This window comes from Stutzerimonas azotifigens, from assembly GCF_013522725.1.
Taxonomy (GTDB): Bacteria; Pseudomonadota; Gammaproteobacteria; order Pseudomonadales; family Pseudomonadaceae; genus Stutzerimonas; species Stutzerimonas azotifigens_A.
Window position 1 is genome coordinate 26,473 of sequence record NZ_JAAMRF010000010.1, and the last position, 15,653, is coordinate 42,125.

Annotated in this window: 12 protein-coding genes, 2 tRNA genes and 1 pseudogene; 1 reads left to right on the plus strand and 14 read right to left on the minus strand. The window is 60.8% G+C overall.

All coding sequences use genetic code 11. The annotated features are described in order from the left end of the window. Positions 1–65 precede the first annotated feature (65 nt). The 11 genes and pseudogenes from infB to G7026_RS22670 form a co-directional block, all read right to left on the minus strand. Complete coding sequence (gene infB / locus G7026_RS18085) at positions 66–2,585, minus strand: translation initiation factor IF-2 (protein WP_181072311.1); 2,520 nt, start codon at positions 2,583–2,585, stop codon at positions 66–68. 28 nt (positions 2,586–2,613) lie between these two features. Next, positions 2,614–4,095 (minus strand): transcription termination factor NusA, encoded by a 1,482-nt coding sequence (nusA, locus tag G7026_RS18090; RefSeq protein WP_181072312.1) that lies wholly within the window; start codon positions 4,093–4,095, stop codon positions 2,614–2,616. Positions 4,096–4,143: 48 nt separating this feature from the next. After that, entirely contained in the window at positions 4,144–4,602 is a 459-nt protein-coding gene (gene rimP, locus G7026_RS18095; protein ID WP_181072313.1) for a ribosome maturation factor RimP, read from the minus strand. 127 nt (positions 4,603–4,729) lie between these two features. After that, positions 4,730–4,806: transfer RNA gene (locus tag G7026_RS18100), tRNA-Met, on the minus strand. Between the two features lie 93 nt (positions 4,807–4,899). Continuing rightward, positions 4,900–4,985: transfer RNA gene (locus tag G7026_RS18105), tRNA-Leu, on the minus strand. Positions 4,986–4,992: 7 nt separating this feature from the next. Next, on the minus strand, positions 4,993–5,373 hold the full coding sequence (secG, locus tag G7026_RS18110) for a preprotein translocase subunit SecG (protein WP_181072314.1): 381 nt from the start codon (positions 5,371–5,373) through the stop codon (positions 4,993–4,995). Between the two features lie 4 nt (positions 5,374–5,377). Continuing rightward, entirely contained in the window at positions 5,378–6,133 is a 756-nt protein-coding gene (gene tpiA, locus G7026_RS18115) for a triose-phosphate isomerase (protein WP_181072315.1), read from the minus strand. 65 nt (positions 6,134–6,198) lie between these two features. Further along, complete coding sequence (gene glmM, locus G7026_RS18120) at positions 6,199–7,536, minus strand: phosphoglucosamine mutase (protein WP_181072480.1); 1,338 nt, start codon at positions 7,534–7,536, stop codon at positions 6,199–6,201. 10 nt (positions 7,537–7,546) lie between these two features. After that, the gene (gene folP, locus G7026_RS18125) at positions 7,547–8,398 is read right to left on the minus strand and encodes a dihydropteroate synthase (protein WP_181072316.1); all 852 of its coding nucleotides are present in this window, start codon (positions 8,396–8,398) and stop codon (positions 7,547–7,549) included. A gap of 9 nt (positions 8,399–8,407) precedes the next feature. After that, complete coding sequence (gene ftsH / locus G7026_RS18130) at positions 8,408–10,321, minus strand: ATP-dependent zinc metalloprotease FtsH (RefSeq protein ID WP_181072317.1); 1,914 nt, start codon at positions 10,319–10,321, stop codon at positions 8,408–8,410. 202 nt (positions 10,322–10,523) lie between these two features. Next, positions 10,524–10,891 (minus strand): annotated as a pseudogene (locus tag G7026_RS22670) (SAM-dependent methyltransferase); the annotation flags it as partial. Between the two features lie 227 nt (positions 10,892–11,118). Here G7026_RS22670 and G7026_RS18135 point away from each other — a divergent pair. Next, entirely contained in the window at positions 11,119–11,430 is a 312-nt protein-coding gene (locus G7026_RS18135) for a YhbY family RNA-binding protein (protein WP_181072318.1), read from the plus strand. 16 nt (positions 11,431–11,446) lie between these two features. Here G7026_RS18135 and G7026_RS18140 read toward each other — a convergent pair whose 3' ends face one another. The 3 genes from G7026_RS18140 to carB are packed head-to-tail and all read right to left on the minus strand — an operon-like array spanning position 11,447 to position 15,580. Continuing rightward, a complete protein-coding gene (locus G7026_RS18140) occupies positions 11,447–11,908 on the minus strand; it encodes a DUF4149 domain-containing protein (RefSeq protein ID WP_181072319.1) in 462 nt (153 codons plus the stop codon). Then, positions 11,886–12,362 carry a transcription elongation factor GreA gene (gene greA, locus G7026_RS18145; RefSeq protein WP_181072320.1) on the minus strand — a complete coding sequence of 159 codons (477 nt, stop codon included), beginning with the start codon at positions 12,360–12,362 and terminating at the stop codon, positions 11,886–11,888. The genes G7026_RS18140 and greA overlap by 23 nt, the downstream gene beginning before the upstream one ends. After that, positions 12,359–15,580 (minus strand): carbamoyl-phosphate synthase large subunit, encoded by a 3,222-nt coding sequence (carB, locus tag G7026_RS18150; RefSeq protein ID WP_181072321.1) that lies wholly within the window; start codon positions 15,578–15,580, stop codon positions 12,359–12,361. Before carB ends, greA begins: the two co-directional genes overlap by 4 nt. Between the last annotated feature and the right edge of the window lie 73 nt (positions 15,581–15,653).

A 15,653-nucleotide genomic window follows, 5' to 3' on the forward strand; every position in this document is an offset into this window, starting at 1 on the left:
CAAAGGCAAACGGCAAGCTTCCGGGTTACCCCTGAAGCTTGCCGTCTGAGGCTTGCAGCTGCTGTTTAGAGCGAGCGAGCCACCTGGACCTTCTCGAAGACTTCGATCTTGTCGCCGACCTTGACGTCGTTGTAGCTCTTCACGCCGATACCACACTCCATGCCGGCGCGGACTTCGGCCACGTCATCCTTGAAGCGGCGCAGAGATTCCAGCTCGCCTTCGAAGATGACCACGTCATCGCGCAGTACGCGGATCGGACGGTTACGGTGGACCATGCCCTCGATGACCATACAGCCAGCGATCGCGCCGAACTTCGGCGAACGGAACACGTCACGCACCTCGGCCACGCCCAGGATGTTCTCCCGTACGTCACTACCCAGCATGCCGGACAGGGCCTTCTTCACGTCATCGATGATGTCGTAAATGACGTTGTAGTAACGCAGGTCCAGACCTTCCTGCTCGACGATCTTGCGCGCACCGGCATCGGCCCGCACGTTGAAGCCGAACAGCACGGCGTTGGATGCCAGCGCCAGGTTGGCATCGCTCTCGGTGATACCACCGACACCGCCACCGACCACTCGCACCTGAACTTCGTCGTTGCCCAGATCGCTCAGCGAGCCCTGCAGGGCCTCGAGCGAACCGCGCACGTCGGCCTTGAGCACGATATTGAGGGTCTTCTTCTCGTCCTGCCCCATGGTCTCGAAGATGTTTTCGAGCTTGCCGGCATGCGCACGGGCCAGCTTGACCTCGCGGAACTTGCCCTGACGGAACAGAGCGATTTCGCGCGCCTTCTTCTCGTCGGCGACAACGATCAGCTCGTCACCGGCGTCCGGCGTGCCGTCCAGGCCAAGAATTTCGACCGGAATCGACGGGCCAGCTTCTTTTACAGGCTTGCCGTTTTCGTCGAGCATGGCCCGAACGCGGCCATAGTTGACGCCGACCAGAACCATGTCGCCCTGGCGCAACGTACCGTCCTGTACCAGCACGGTGGCCACCGGGCCACGGCCCTTGTCCAAACGGGATTCGACCACCACACCACGACCCGGTGCGGAAGGCGTGGCGCTCAGTTCGAGCAATTCGGCCTGCAGCAGTACGGCTTCGAGCAGCTCGTCGACGCCTGTACCGACTTTCGCCGATACCGCAACGAACTGGGCGTTGCCGCCCCATTCTTCCGGGATCACGTCGCGTCCGGCCAGATCGTTCTTGATCCGGTCCAGATCCGCTTCCGGCTTGTCGATCTTGTTCACCGCGACCACGATCGGCACACCGGCCGCTTTCGCGTGCTGGATGGCTTCCTCGGTCTGCGGCATCACGCCGTCATCCGCAGCCACCACCAGAATGACGATGTCGGTCGCTTTCGCACCGCGGGCACGCATGGCAGTAAACGCGGCGTGGCCGGGGGTATCGAGGAAGGTGACCATACCGCGGTCGGTTTCAACGTGGTACGCACCGATGTGCTGAGTGATGCCACCCGCTTCACCGGAGGCGACTTTGGCACGGCGGATATAGTCGAGCAGCGAAGTCTTACCGTGGTCGACGTGACCCATGACGGTCACAACCGGAGCGCGGGACACCGCCTCACCTTCGAACTTCAACGACTCGGCCAATTGCTCTTCGAGTGCGTTGTCGCTGACGAGCTTGACCTTGTGGCCCAGTTCTTCAGCCACCAGCTGAGCGGTTTCACGGTCGAGCACCTGGTTGATGGTGACCGGCGAACCCAGCTTGAACATGAACTTGATGACTTCCGCAGCCTTGACCGACATCTGCTGTGCCAGCTCGGAAACGGTAATGGTCTCGCCAATGGAAACTTCGCGCACGACAGGTCCTGTTGGGCTCTGGAACCCATGCTGGTTACGCTTCTTGAGCTTCGACTTGCCACGACCGCCACGGCGCCCGAAGCTGTCCGCCTCGTCATCACCCGTGCGAGCGGTACGGCCCAGAGGCGCCTTGGCCTTGAGCGAAGGACGGTGTTGCGCGTGCTTGCGGTCACGACGCTCATCCTCGTCGCTGCGCGCCTTCTCGGTGCGTCGCACCTCGTCCTTCTTGCGATCATCGGCAGCCGGAGCGGGAGCAGCAGCCGCGACAGCCGCCACTGCAGGCGAAGGCTCGGCGGGGGGCGTCCCAGGCGCTTCGGCGGTCTGTCCCGCACTGGCCGCACGGGCCTGCTCATCGGCCTGACGACGCGCCTCTTCCTCGGCACGTTGACGCGCGTCTTCCTCGGCCTTCAGCCGCGCCGCTTCTTCGGCTGCGCGCTGTTCTTCCAGCTCGCGCTGCTTTTCGGCCTCGATCTCATCGGGGCTGCGCTTGACGAAGGTCTTCTTCTTGCGCACTTCAACGCTGATGGTCTTGCTGCCACCCACTTTCAGCTTGGTGGTGGTCTTGCGCTGCAAGGTGATCTTGCTCGGCTCGTTCACCTTGGCGCCGTGGCTGCTCTTCAGGTGCGCCAACAGCGCCTGTTTCTCGTTATCGGTCACTACTTGCTCGGCGCTGGTGTGCGACAGTCCTGCCTCACGCATCTGCTGAAGCAGTCGCTCGACCGGTGTGTCGACCACCTGGGCCAGTTCTTTCACCGTGACTTGCGTCATGCATTCCTCTCCTCAGGCCGCTAATTACTTACTCGAACCAATGGGCTCGGGCGGCCATGATCAGCTTGCCGGCACGCTCTTGGTCGATGCCGTCTATGTCGAGCAGGTCGTCGATCGACTGCTCGGCCAGGTCTTCGCGAGTGATGACACCTCGCATTGCCAACTCGACCGCCAGTTCCTTGTCCATGCCTTCCAGCGCGAGCAGATCTTCGGCTGGCTGAGCGTCTGCCAGTTTTTCTTCAGTGGCGATGGCCTTGGTCAACAGGCGATCCTTGGCGCGCGAACGCAGCTCGTTGACGATGTCCTCGTCGAACCCTTCGATTGCGAGCATTTCCTCCATCGGGACATAAGCCACCTCTTCCAGCGAGGTGAAGCCTTCTTCGACCAGAACCTGTGCCAGCTCCTCGTCGACGTCCAGTTCTTCGATGAAGGCGCGCAGAATGTCGCCGGTTTCTTCCTCCTGCTTGGCCTGAATATCGGCCTCGGTCATCACGTTAAGAGTCCAGCCGGTCAGCTGGCTGGCCAGGCGGACGTTCTGGCCACCGCGGCCAATAGCCTGCGCCAGGTTGTCCTCGGCGACGGCGATGTCCATTGCATGGGCATCTTCATCGACGATGATTGCGGCCACTTCGGCCGGCGCCATCGCATTGATCACGAACTGGGCGGGATTTTCGTCCCACAGCACGATATCGACGCGCTCGCCGCCGATCTCGCCCGATACCGCCTGCACGCGCGAGCCGCGCATGCCGATGCAGGCACCCTGCGGGTCGATCCGCTTGTCCTTGGAGCGCACGGCGATCTTGGCGCGCGAACCCGGATCACGCGAAGCGCCCATCACCTCGATCAACTCTTCGGCGATTTCCGGCACTTCGATGCGGAACAACTCGATCAGCATCTGCGGCGCGGTACGCGACAGGATCAGTTGAGGGCCGCGATTCTCAGTACGAATTTCCTTGAGCAGCGCCCGAACGCGAGCACCTACACGAAAGGTTTCGCGGGCGATGATGTCTTCACGAGCCAATAGAGCTTCGGCGTTGTTGCCGAGATCGACAATGACGTTGTCGCGAGTGACCTTCTTCACCGTACCGGAAATGATTTCGCCAAGACGATCGCGATAGGCCTCGACGACCTGGGCACGCTCCGCTTCGCGAACTTTCTGCACGATGACCTGCTTGGCGGTCTGTGCTGCGATACGGCCGAACTCGATCGACTCGATCTTCTCTTCCAGCACATCGCCGATCTTGGCGTCGGGCTTGCGTGCCTCTGCCTGATCGAGGGTCAGCTGAATGTCAGGATCATCGAAATCGGCCTCTTCAACCACGGTCCAGCGACGAAAGGTTTCGTAACTGCCGTTCTGACGGTTGATCTCTACACGCAGGTCGACTTCGTCTTCGTAACGCTTCTTGGTGGCCGTGGCCAGCGCCAGTTCCAGCGCCTCGAAAATCACGCCGGCCGGTACGCCCTTTTCATTGGACACCGACTCAACAACTAGCAGTACTTCTTTGCTCATCGTACGCCTCGCCTTTCGCAATCCATTGGGGTTCGCGGGATCCGCGTCTCACTCAAACCGGGGAACTATGTTGGCCTTGTCGACCGAGTCGATCGGCAACAGATATTCGTGGTCGTCGACCAGCACCACGATGTCCTGCTCTTCCACCCCACGCAGAAGGCCTTGAAAATTGCGGCGCCCCTCGAAGGGCGAACGCAGCTTGATCTTTACCACCTCGCCAACGTGGGTGGCGAACTGGTCCAGTGTGAACAACGGCCGATCCATACCTGGCGAGGACACCTCAAGGGTGTACTCAGCGCTGATGGGATCTTCGACATCGAGCACGCCACTCAGTTGGCGGCTCACCTTCTCGCAATCCTCGACGAGGATGCCGTTGGCGTGGTCGATGTACACCCGCAACAGCGAATGTCGACCCTGGGAAAGGAATTCAATACCCCAGCATTGATAGCCGAGCGCCTCGACCACAGGGGCCAACAAGGCCTGCAACTGTTCTAGCTTGCTCGACATCGAAGTCCCTCGTGCATGCTGTAAAAATGAAAAATGGGCGAAACGCCCATCCTGCGAAACCGCCTGTAAATGCCGGCGGCCTGGCTTCAGCTAAGAAAAAGCCCCTTGACAGGGGCTCTTCTACAACTGGTTGCGGGGGCTGGATTTGAACCAACGACCTTCGGGTTATGAGCCCGACGAGCTACCAGACTGCTCCACCCCGCGTCTAAAGCTGGGCACGAATTATACGGCCGACCCTGAAGCTGGTCAACCTGAGCCCTAAGAACAAGAAAGCCCGCTGATGCGGGCCTGCTTGTTTGGTACCGAGGAGGGGACTCGAACCCCTACAGCCTATGGCCACTACCACCTCAAGGTAGCGTGTCTACCAATTCCACCACCTCGGCAAAACCTTTACTGCCCGGGCGCCTGAGGTATATCCCCTGTCGTCTCGGCTGGCCGGCGCTCTTCGAGAGCAGGCACATCGTCAACAACTGGCCTTTCGGCCGGCACTTCCAGAACCGCGGGATCAGGCAGACCTGCCCCCGACAGCTGATCAGCCTGCTGCTTGGCGAAGAACGCAAGCCCCAGACTGGTCACGAAAAAAACGGTCGCTAGTATAGCAGTAACTCGACTCAAAAAGGTAGCAGAACCTTGGCTTCCGAATACGGTTGCCGAAGCACCCGAACCGAACGAAGCACCGGCGTCGGCACCCTTACCCTGCTGCAGCAACACCAGCACTACCACACCAATGGCAACCAGCAGATGCACCACAATAACAACAGTCTGCAACATCTGTTCAGTTCCCTGCGGCGCGACAGATCGCACCGAATTCGTCCGCTTTCAGAGAGGCTCCACCAATGAGCCCCCCATCAATATCCGCCATCCCGAACAGCTCGGCCGCATTAGCAGCCTTTACGCTGCCACCATAGAGAATCCGAACGCCCTCGGCGATTTCAGCATCCTCTCGAGCCAGCTGCGCCCGAATGGCAGCGTGCACTTCCTGCGCCTGCTGTGGCGTTGCGGTCAGCCCCGACCCAATGGCCCAGACCGGCTCATACGCCACAACCGCATCAACCAGAGCCGAGATACCCAAAGCGGACACCACGCCCCCCAGCTGACGCCCCACCACCTCAAGCGTCTGACCAGCCTCTCGCTGCTCGAGCGTTTCGCCCACACAGAGAATCGGCTTCAGACCACACGCCTTGGCAGCAGCAAACTTGCGGCAGACCACCTCATCGCTTTCACCCAGAATCAGGCGACGCTCCGAGTGACCGACCAGAACCCATTCACAGCCTGCATCTTGCAACTGCTCGACCGACTCTTCACCGGTCAAGGCGCCGAAGCCGCTTTCAACTGCGCAATCCTGCGCACCAACACCTAGCTGCGACCCGGAAAGACCTTCGACCACCTGGCTAACATGCAACGAACCAGGCAGCACCACGACTTCCACCGAAACAGGCATCGCCTGCTCGCACAACGACCGAATCAGCTCTGCGACGCTGGCGCGGGTACCGTTCATCTTCCAGTTACCAGCTACCAGTTGGCGACGCATGCTTTACCCCGTCGGTCAAAGTGGGCGCAGATGTTACTCAAGAGAAAAACGCCTGGCAAGCCGATTCATTCGCAAACTTCATTGACGACCTTAACCAGCTGTTCGGCGTAGCCGCGCACCTGCCTTTCGTCGTCGCCTTCCACCATCACGCGCACCAGCGGTTCGGTGCCGGATTTGCGCAGCAGCACCCGGCCACGGCCCGCCATTTTAGCGGTGACTTCGTCACAGGCAGCCTGCACGTCGGGATGCGAAACCGGGTCGCTACCCGCAGGGAAACGGACGTTGATCAGTACCTGCGGAAACTTCTTCAATGCTTGCCGCGCCTGCGCCAACGTCTGGTCCCGCCGGTGCAAGGCGAGCACCACCTGCAACGCCGCGATGATCGCGTCACCCGTGGTGACGTGCTGTCCACAGACGATATGGCCCGAGTTCTCCCCACCAAGCTGCCAGTTACGCTCGAGCATCTCAGCCATAACATAGCGGTCACCCACCTTGGCCCTGACGAAGGGGATATCAGCGTCCTTGAGCGCGAGCTCTAGGCCGAGATTACTCATCAGCGTACCGACCACACCACCTTCCAGCAGTCCTCTAGCCTTGAGATCGCTGGCGATGATGAAGAGCAGCTCGTCGCCATCCACGGCCATGCCGGTGTGATCGACCATCATCACTCGATCACCATCACCATCAAAAGCGATACCCAGATCGGCACCATGCTCGATGACAGCTTTCTGTAGCTGACCAACATGGGTTGAACCCACATTGGCATTGATGTTCAAGCCATCCGGATCGGCACCGATGACCACCACCTGCGCGCCCAACTCGCGAAAGACATTGGGTGCAACCTTGTAGGTGGCCCCATGAGCACAATCGAGCACCACCTTCATTCCGGAGAAATCGGTGCTGGTAGGCACGCTACTCTTGCAGAACTCGATGTACCGACCAGCCGCATCGTTGATCCGGGATGCCTTGCCCAACTGGGCGGACTCCGCCACCGTCATGGGTGCATCCAGTAGCTCCTCGATCATCAGCTCGAGCTCATCGGGCAGCTTGGTACCGCGACCGGAGAAAAACTTGATGCCATTGTCATGGTGCGGGTTATGCGAGGCGCTGATGACGATGCCCGCTTCGGCATGAAAGGTACGCGTGAGGTAAGCAATCGCCGGTGTCGGCATAGGACCCAGCAGCAACACATCCGCCCCGGCCGCCGAGAGACCGGCCTGGAGGGCCGACTCGAACATGTAGCCGGAAATCCGCGTGTCCTTGCCGATCAGGATGCGGCACTTGCCCTGCTTGCGAAACGCCATGCCTGCCGCCCAGCCGAGCTTCAGCATGAACTCCGGAGTAATGGGAAACTGGCCGACGTGACCACGAATACCGTCGGTACCGAAATATTTTCTGCTCATTGTTCTGTTCCTAATCGGCGGCCATAACCGCAGCAATCATTCTGACCACATCCACTGTCTCGGCGACGTCATGAACCCGCAGTATTTGCGCGCCCTTTGCCGTAGCCAGTGCCGCCAGGGCCAGGCTGCCGTAGAGACGCTCACCCACTTCACGGCCGAGTGCCTGCCCAATCATCGTTTTGCGCGACACGCCAACCAGCAGCGGTCGACCCAGGCGATGCAACTGCTCAAGGTGCTTGAATAGGCAAAGGTTGTGTTCAAGGTTCTTGGCGAAGCCGAAACCGGGATCGAGGACAATGCGCTCCGGCGGTATCCCTGCGGCGGAACAGACATCCATCCGCGCCTCGAGGAAAGCCGCCACCTCAGCAACCACATCCTCATAAACGGCCTCACGCTGCATGTCGCCCGGCTCACCGCGCATATGCATCAGGCAAACGGGCAAACCACTATCGGCCGCCGCATCCAGGGCACCGTCACGGCGTAGCGACCGCACGTCATTGATAAGCCCGGCCCCGAGCCTTGCGCTCTCGCGTATGACCGATGGCGTGGAAGTGTCGACGGATACGATCACGTCCAGCTCATGAACAATGGCCTCGACTATTGGTGCAACGCGTTCCAGCTCCTCCAAAGCGGATACCGCACGCGCGCCTGGACGGGTCGACTCGCCACCGACATCTACAAGGGAAGCCCCTGCTCGCACCATCGCTTCAGCATGGCGCAGCGCGAAGTCGCGCGATGCGTAGCGGCCACCATCGGAAAACGAGTCGGGGGTAACGTTGAGAATGCCCATCACGTGCGGACGGGATAAATCGAGAACCCGGTTGCCACAGGACAACCGGGTCGGGTGAAGCGCAGGCGCCATGAAAGCCCCTTAGTGCTCGCCGGCTGGACCGCCGATGGGCGTTTCAGGGCGATCGGCATCAGGTTGGACAGGTGTGCCCGAAGCGCCGGAGCCACCGCCCTGCCAGTCGCGAGGTTCGCGAGGCGCACGACCAGCCATGATGTCATTGATCTGGTCGGCATCGATGGTTTCGTACTTCATCAGCGCCTCGGCCATCATGTCGAGCTTGTCGCGGTTGTCAGAAAGGATCTGCTTCGCGGTGCCATAACACTGATCGATGATGCTGCGCACTTCGAGATCGATCATACGCGCGGTATCGGCCGAGACATTGGTGTGCTGGCTGCCGGCACTGCGGCCCAGAAACACTTCGCCTTCTTCCTCGGCATACATCAGCGGACCGAGCTTCTCAGAAAGGCCCCACTTGGTCACCATGTTCCGAGCCAGCTGGGTAGCACGCATGATGTCATTCGAGGCACCGGTGGTGACGCCTTCGAAGCCCAGCGTCATCTCTTCGGCGATACGTCCACCGAACAGCGAACAGATCTGGCTGATCAGGGCACGCTTGGACAGACTGTAGCGGTCTTCCTCGGGCAGGAACATGGTCACACCCAGGGCACGGCCGCGCGGAATGATGGACACTTTGTAGACAGGATCATGCTCGGGCACGACGCGTCCGACGATGGCATGACCAGCCTCATGATAAGCGGTGTTGAGCTTCTCCTTTTCGGACATGACCATGGTCTTGCGCTCTGCGCCCATCATGATCTTGTCCTTGGCCAGCTCGAACTCGCGCATATCGACCACACGCTTGTTGGAGCGCGCAGAGAACAGCGAAGCCTCGTTGACCAGGTTGGCAAGGTCGGCCCCTGAGAACCCAGGCGTACCGCGGGCAATAACGCCCGGATCGACGTTGTCGCCCAGCGGCACCTTGCGCATATGGACCTTGAGGATCTGCTCGCGCCCGCGGATATCCGGCAGGCCGACCACGACCTGGCGGTCGAAACGACCAGGACGCAGCAGCGCCGGATCGAGTACGTCGGGACGGTTGGTCGCGGCGATCACGATGATGCCATCGTTCATTTCGAAGCCATCCATCTCGACCAGCAACTGGTTGAGGGTTTGCTCGCGCTCGTCATGACCACCGCCGAGACCGGCGCCACGGTGGCGACCGACCGCATCGATCTCATCGATGAAGATGATGCAGGGTGCGTGCTTCTTGGCTTGATCGAACATGTCACGCACACGGGAAGCACCCACACCAACGAACATCTCGACGAAGTCCGAACCGGAAATAGTGAAGAACGGCACCTTGGCTTCGCCTGCCACGGCCTTGGCCAGCAGGGTCTTACCGGTACCCGGCGAACCCACCATGAGCACGCCGCGCGGGATGCGGCCGCCAAGGCGCTGGAACTTGCCTGGGTCACGCAGGAATTCGACCAGCTCGCTGACCTCTTCCTTGGCCTCGTCGCAGCCGGCGACGTCGGCGAATGTAGTTTTGACCTGATCTTCGGACAGCAGGCGCGCCTTGCTCTTGCCGAAACTCATCGGCCCGCCCTTGCCGCCGGCTCCGCCCTGCATCTGGCGCATGAAGAACATGAACACCGCGATGATCACAAGGATCGGGAAGCTCGCTACCAGCAGCTGAGTCCAGATGCTCTGCTGCTCGGGCTGCTTGCCTTCGATGACCACGTTGTTGTTGATCAGATCGCCGATCAGACCGCCGTCCTGGATGGCAGGGCGTACCGTCTTGAACGAGTCGCCATCGGTGCGCCGACCGGTAATGACGAAGCCGTCGACCGTTACGCGCTCGACGCGACCCTCGCGGACCTGCTCAAGGAAGTCCGAATAATTCAGCGTCTGTTGCTCGGCCGGGCTGGAAAAGTTGTTCATCACCGTCACCAGTACGGCGGCAATGATCAACCAAAGAATGAGGTTTTTCGCCATGTCGTTCAATTAACTACCCTCTGGAGCGAGCCCATTATCGTCGGGCCCGCATGACGGCCGGTTGGTTGCTCGGCCTAACTTACTACACTACGCGCCGGGGCTGGCAGACTGTCTGTAACCCTTTATGAGGGTCGAACCCTCTGTGAGACCCATCGTTGCCGCAGAGGTGCCGAGCGCCAACAAAATTAGCGCACCACACTTTTCAGCCTACAGCGCAGCGCTCATGGGGCATGAAACCGCGAGCCAGCAGTGTTGCTCGCGGGAGAGATCCCTGGAACAACGGTTTGCGCATCTGCAGCTTGTCGCGGTTCTGGCGACCTTTCGCAGGTAGGCATCTAAGCCCTCCCCTTGGAAGATCTTGATCGGGAAATCACCTCCCGGCGCCAATACCCGACTGATCGGCGGCTCTCACCCCTCATATTGGGGGCCATCTCAGAAATCACAAGGCCTACCGGATTTTTTACCAACGGCCTCGAGATCCGAGCGGACACGGTATCTTCGGTGAATTGTCCTGGATGAAGGTCACGCCGGAAATACTACCCATCGAAGGATATTCGAAGCGATCATCCGCCGCGTTCACCGACATGCTCCTTGAGCACCGGAGCTGGGCTTGAGCGTGCCAAACTATTACCTCACCTGTGCGGCCAGAGGCCTCTCGGTTACACTAGCCGACCGCTGAAGCTGCTTGTGCCGGCCGAGGAAAGAGCCGGGCATCTGCCTCTGCACCTTCGCCTGCAACCGCCTATCATTTCGGCTATCAAAGCCACCGTTCTGAAGATTCACGCAAGGGTCGAATTATGCCGCTCACCAACGAGCAGAAGAAACGCTTCAAATCCATCGGCCATCATCTCAAGCCCGTGCTGATCGTAGCCGAAAACGGACTGACCGAAGGCGTACAGGCCGAACTGGATCGCGCCCTGAGCGATCATGAGCTGATCAAGGTGCAGTTTCGCATTACCGAGCGCGACGACCGCCGCGCCTTGATGGACGCACTCTGCGAAGCGGGTAACTGCGAGCTCGTACAGTCCATCGGCAAGATGGCGTTGGTCTACCGCCGCAACCCCAAGGTAAACAAGCAGCTTTCCAACGTTTTCCGCCACGAAGCCTGAGGCGCGAGCGATCGTCTCAACGCCCGGCGCTCGCAACAGGCGCCGGGTCGGCAGATTGCCCGGGCACCGGCTGGAGCACCAGCAACAGTCCGCACACCGCCATCGCCAAGTAGCTGAATACCTGCCAGTAAGGTGAGTCGAACCAGCCGGCGAGTCCCGCATGATGGCTCGCCGCAAGCCCCAGCACCGTCAACAACAACTGACCCCGCAGATCGGCGCGTAGCGCCGTGAAGCCGAGCGCCTGCACCAGAACCAGCAGCTGCAACAGCGCGCAGAATGCGGCGAACCCGATCATCAGAGGCCGCAAGCCATTGGCGACTTCCTCCACCAGTAACGGCGCCAGGCCAATCTTGCCGAGCGCAGGCAGGACGACGAATTGCAACAACCAGAGGCCGCCGACCCAGAACGTCTGTGCCAGCTGCCAACTGATCATTCCGGCCCGCAACGGGCGATGGTCAGACGTGCCGGACTTCGACAATCTCGTACTCGACTACGCCGCTTGGTGTCTTGACGGCAACGACGTCACCCTCCTCCTTGCCGATCAGGGCGCGCGCGATCGGTGAACTCACCGACAGCTTGCCCTTCTTGATATCGGCCTCGTCGTCACCGACGATCTGGTAGGTCACCGTCTCGTCGGTCTCGACGTTGGCGATATCCACGGTGGTGCCGAAGATCACCTTGCCGGTCGGCGTAATGTTGGCGATATCGATCACCTGCGCATTCTGCAGGCGCCCTTCGATATCGCGGATACGCGCCTCAACCATTCCTTGCTGCTCGCGGGCGGCGTGGTATTCGGCATTCTCTTTCAGATCCCCCAACTCACGTGCTTCGGCGATCGCCTGGGTGATCTGCGGGCGTAGTTCGGTCTTGAGGTGCCTGAGTTCTTCTTCCAGGGCGCGCGCGCCCTGGACGGTCATTGGGAACTTGGTCATGCGCTGATTCCTGCATGGAGGTCCTGCAAGCGGCGAACGGTCTTCTCCGGACCGTATTTGAGCGCCTCACAAATCGCCTGCGCACCGGCCAGCGTGGTGGTGCAGCAGATCTTGTGCTGCAGGGCGTTACGACGGATGGAATAGGAGTCGGCGATCGACTGCCGACCCTCGGTGGTGTTGATGATCAGGGTGACTTCGTCGTTCTTGATCATGTCGACCACGTGCGGACGACCTTCGGTCACCTTGTTGACGCGCCGAACCGGTAGGCCCGCGGCCTCGATCAGCTTGGCGGTGCCGGCCGTGGCGACGATGTCGAAGCCCAGGGCGATCAGGCTACGCGCGACCTCGGCCACGTCGGGCTTGTCGTCGTCGCGCACGCTGATAAAGGCGCAACCGGAGTTGGGCAGAATTTCGCTGGCACCCAGCTGCGCCTTGGCGAAAGCTTCGGCGAAGCTGTCGCCGACGCCCATCACCTCGCCGGTGGACTTCATCTCCGGGCCGAGAATGGGGTCGACACCGGGGAACTTGGCGAACGGGAATACCGCTTCCTTGACGCTGTAGAACGGCGGAATGATTTCTTCGGTGAAGCCCAGCTCGGCGAGGGTCTTGCCGCCCATCACACGCGCCGCCACCTTGGCCAGCGACAGGCCGATGCACTTGGAGACGAACGGCACGGTACGCGAGGCGCGCGGGTTCACTTCGATGACGAAGATATCCTCGCCCTGCACCGCCATCTGTACGTTCATCAGACCGATGACGCCCAGCTCCAGGGCCATCTTCTTGACCTGCTCGCGGATCTCATCCTGGATGTGGCGGGGCAACGAATAAGGCGGCAGCGAGCAGGCCGAGTCGCCGGAATGCACGCCCGCTTGCTCGATGTGCTGCATGATGGCGCCGATCACGACATTCTCACCGTCGCAGACCGCATCCACGTCCACCTCGATGGCGCAGTTGAGGAAGTGGTCAAGCAGGACCGGGCTGTCGTTGGACACCTGGACCGCCTCGCGCATGTAGCGCTTGAGTTCGTCTTCCTGATAGACGATCTCCATCGCGCGACCGCCGAGCACATAGGAGGGGCGCACCACCAGCGGATAGCCGATGGTTTTGGAGGCAGCGATGGCTTCCTCCTCGCTGCGCGCGGTCGCGTTCGGCGGCTGACGCAGGTTCAGACGCTCGACCATCTGCTGGAAGCGCTCACGGTCTTCAGCGCGGTCGATGGCATCCGGACTAGTACCGATGATCGGCACGCCAGCCTCTTCCAACGCACGGCAGATCTTCAGCGGGGTCTGCCCACCGTACTGCACGATCACGCCCTTGGGCTGCTCGACGCGAACGATTTCCAGCACGTCCTCCAGCGTCACCGGCTCGAAATAGAGCCGGTCGGAGGTGTCGTAGTCGGTGGAGACGGTTTCGGGGTTGCAGTTGACCATGATGGTCTCGTAGCCGTCTTCACGCATCGCCAGCGCCGCGTGGACGCAGCAGTAGTCGAACTCGATGCCCTGGCCGATACGGTTCGGGCCGCCACCGATGACCATGATCTTGTCGCGGTCGGACGGCTTGGCTTCGCACTCTTCCTCGTAGGTCGAATACAGGTAGGCGGTGTCGGTAGCGAACTCGGCCGAGCAAGTATCGACGCGCTTGTAGACCGGCAGCACCTTGAGCTTGTGACGGTGACTGCGCAGATTCTTCTCGGTCACGCCGAGCAACTTGGCCAGGCGGGCGTCGGAGAAACCCTTGCGCTTGAGCGTACGCATCAGGTCATAGTCGATGTTCGACAAACCGAGCGTCTTGACCCGCTCTTCTTCCTTGATCAGATCTTCGATCTGCACCAGGAACCAGGGGTCGATCTTGGTCAGCGCGAAGATATCATCCACGCTCTTGCCAGCCCGGAAGGCATCGCCGACGTACCAGATGCGGTCGGCACCAGGCACCGTGAGCTCGCGCTTGAGCGTGCTCTGGGCTTCGTCATCATTGAGATCCAGCTTCGGATCGAAGCCGGTGGCGCCCACTTCGAGGCCACGCAGTGCTTTCTGCATGGATTCCTGGAAGGTACGACCGATGGCCATGACTTCGCCGACAGACTTCATCTGTGTAGTCAGGCGCGCGTCGGCCTTGGGGAATTTCTCAAAGGCGAAGCGCGGAACCTTGGTCACCACGTAATCGATCGCCGGCTCGAAGGACGCCGGGGTGCGGCCACCGGTGATGTCGTTGGAGAGCTCGTCGAGGGTATAACCCACCGCCAGCTTGGCGGCGATCTTGGCGATCGGGAACCCGGTCGCCTTCGATGCCAGCGCCGAGGATCGGGAAACACGCGGGTTCATCTCGATGACGACCATGCGCCCGGTGTTCGGGCAAATGCCGAACTGGACGTTGGAGCCGCCGGTTTCAACGCCGATCTCACGCAGCACCGCCAGCGAGGCGTTGCGCATGATCTGGTATTCCTTGTCGGTCAGCGTCTGGGCCGGAGCGACGGTGATGGAGTCGCCGGTATGCACGCCCATCGGGTCGAAGTTTTCGATCGAGCAGACGATGATGCAGTTGTCCTTCTTATCGCGGACCACTTCCATCTCGTACTCTTTCCAGCCGATCAGCGATTCGTCGATCAAGAGTTCGCTGGTGGGCGACAGATCCAGGCCGCGAGCGCAGATCTCTTCGAACTCTTCGCGATTGTAGGCGATACCGCCGCCGGTGCCGCCCATGGTGAACGACGGCCGGATGATGCAGGGGAAACCGACCTTGTCGAGCACCCCATAAGCTTCGTCCATATTGTGGGCGATGCCGGAAACCGGGCAAGCCAAGCCGATGTTCTTCATCGCCTTGTCGAAACGCGAACGGTCTTCGGCCTTGTCGATGGTGTCGGCGTTGGCGCCGATCATCTCGACACCGAACTTCGCGAGCACGCCGTGCTTTTCCAGGTCCAGCGCGCAGTTCAGCGCGGTCTGCCCACCCATGGTCGGCAACAGCGCATCGGGGCGCTCCTTCTCGATGATCTTGGCCACGGTGGTCCACTTGATCGGCTCGATGTAGGTCGCATCGGCCATCGCAGGGTCAGTCATGATGGTGGCCGGATTGGAGTTCACCAGAATGACGCGGAAGCCTTCTTCCTTCAGGGCTTTGCACGCCTGAGCGCCGGAATAGTCGAACTCGCAGGCCTGGCCGATGACGATGGGGCCGGCGCCGAGGATCAGGACGCTTTTGATATCTGTACGTTTTGGCATGGTCTTCTCTCGAATCTTCGGTCAGTCGGCGCGAGGTGTTGCGTATCGCTTCACGCCTGGAGACAGGCTCGCC

Excerpts from the sequence above, each read along its gene's own strand:
- infB (WP_181072311.1), bottom strand. The coding sequence starts at position 2,585 with ATGACGCAAGTCACGGTGAAAGAACTGGCCCAGGTGGTCGACACACCG.
- nusA (WP_181072312.1), bottom strand. The coding sequence starts at position 4,095 with ATGAGCAAAGAAGTACTGCTAGTTGTTGAGTCGGTGTCCAATGAAAAG.
- rimP (WP_181072313.1), bottom strand. The coding sequence starts at position 4,602 with ATGTCGAGCAAGCTAGAACAGTTGCAGGCCTTGTTGGCCCCTGTGGTC.
- secG (WP_181072314.1), bottom strand. The coding sequence starts at position 5,373 with ATGTTGCAGACTGTTGTTATTGTGGTGCATCTGCTGGTTGCCATTGGT.
- tpiA (WP_181072315.1), bottom strand. The coding sequence starts at position 6,133 with ATGCGTCGCCAACTGGTAGCTGGTAACTGGAAGATGAACGGTACCCGC.
- glmM (WP_181072480.1), bottom strand. The coding sequence starts at position 7,536 with ATGAGCAGAAAATATTTCGGTACCGACGGTATTCGTGGTCACGTCGGC.
- folP (WP_181072316.1), bottom strand. The coding sequence starts at position 8,398 with ATGGCGCCTGCGCTTCACCCGACCCGGTTGTCCTGTGGCAACCGGGTT.
- ftsH (WP_181072317.1), bottom strand. The coding sequence starts at position 10,321 with ATGGCGAAAAACCTCATTCTTTGGTTGATCATTGCCGCCGTACTGGTG.
- G7026_RS18135 (WP_181072318.1), top strand. The coding sequence starts at position 11,119 with ATGCCGCTCACCAACGAGCAGAAGAAACGCTTCAAATCCATCGGCCAT.
- greA (WP_181072320.1), bottom strand. The coding sequence starts at position 12,362 with ATGACCAAGTTCCCAATGACCGTCCAGGGCGCGCGCGCCCTGGAAGAA.
- carB (WP_181072321.1), bottom strand. The coding sequence starts at position 15,580 with ATGCCAAAACGTACAGATATCAAAAGCGTCCTGATCCTCGGCGCCGGC.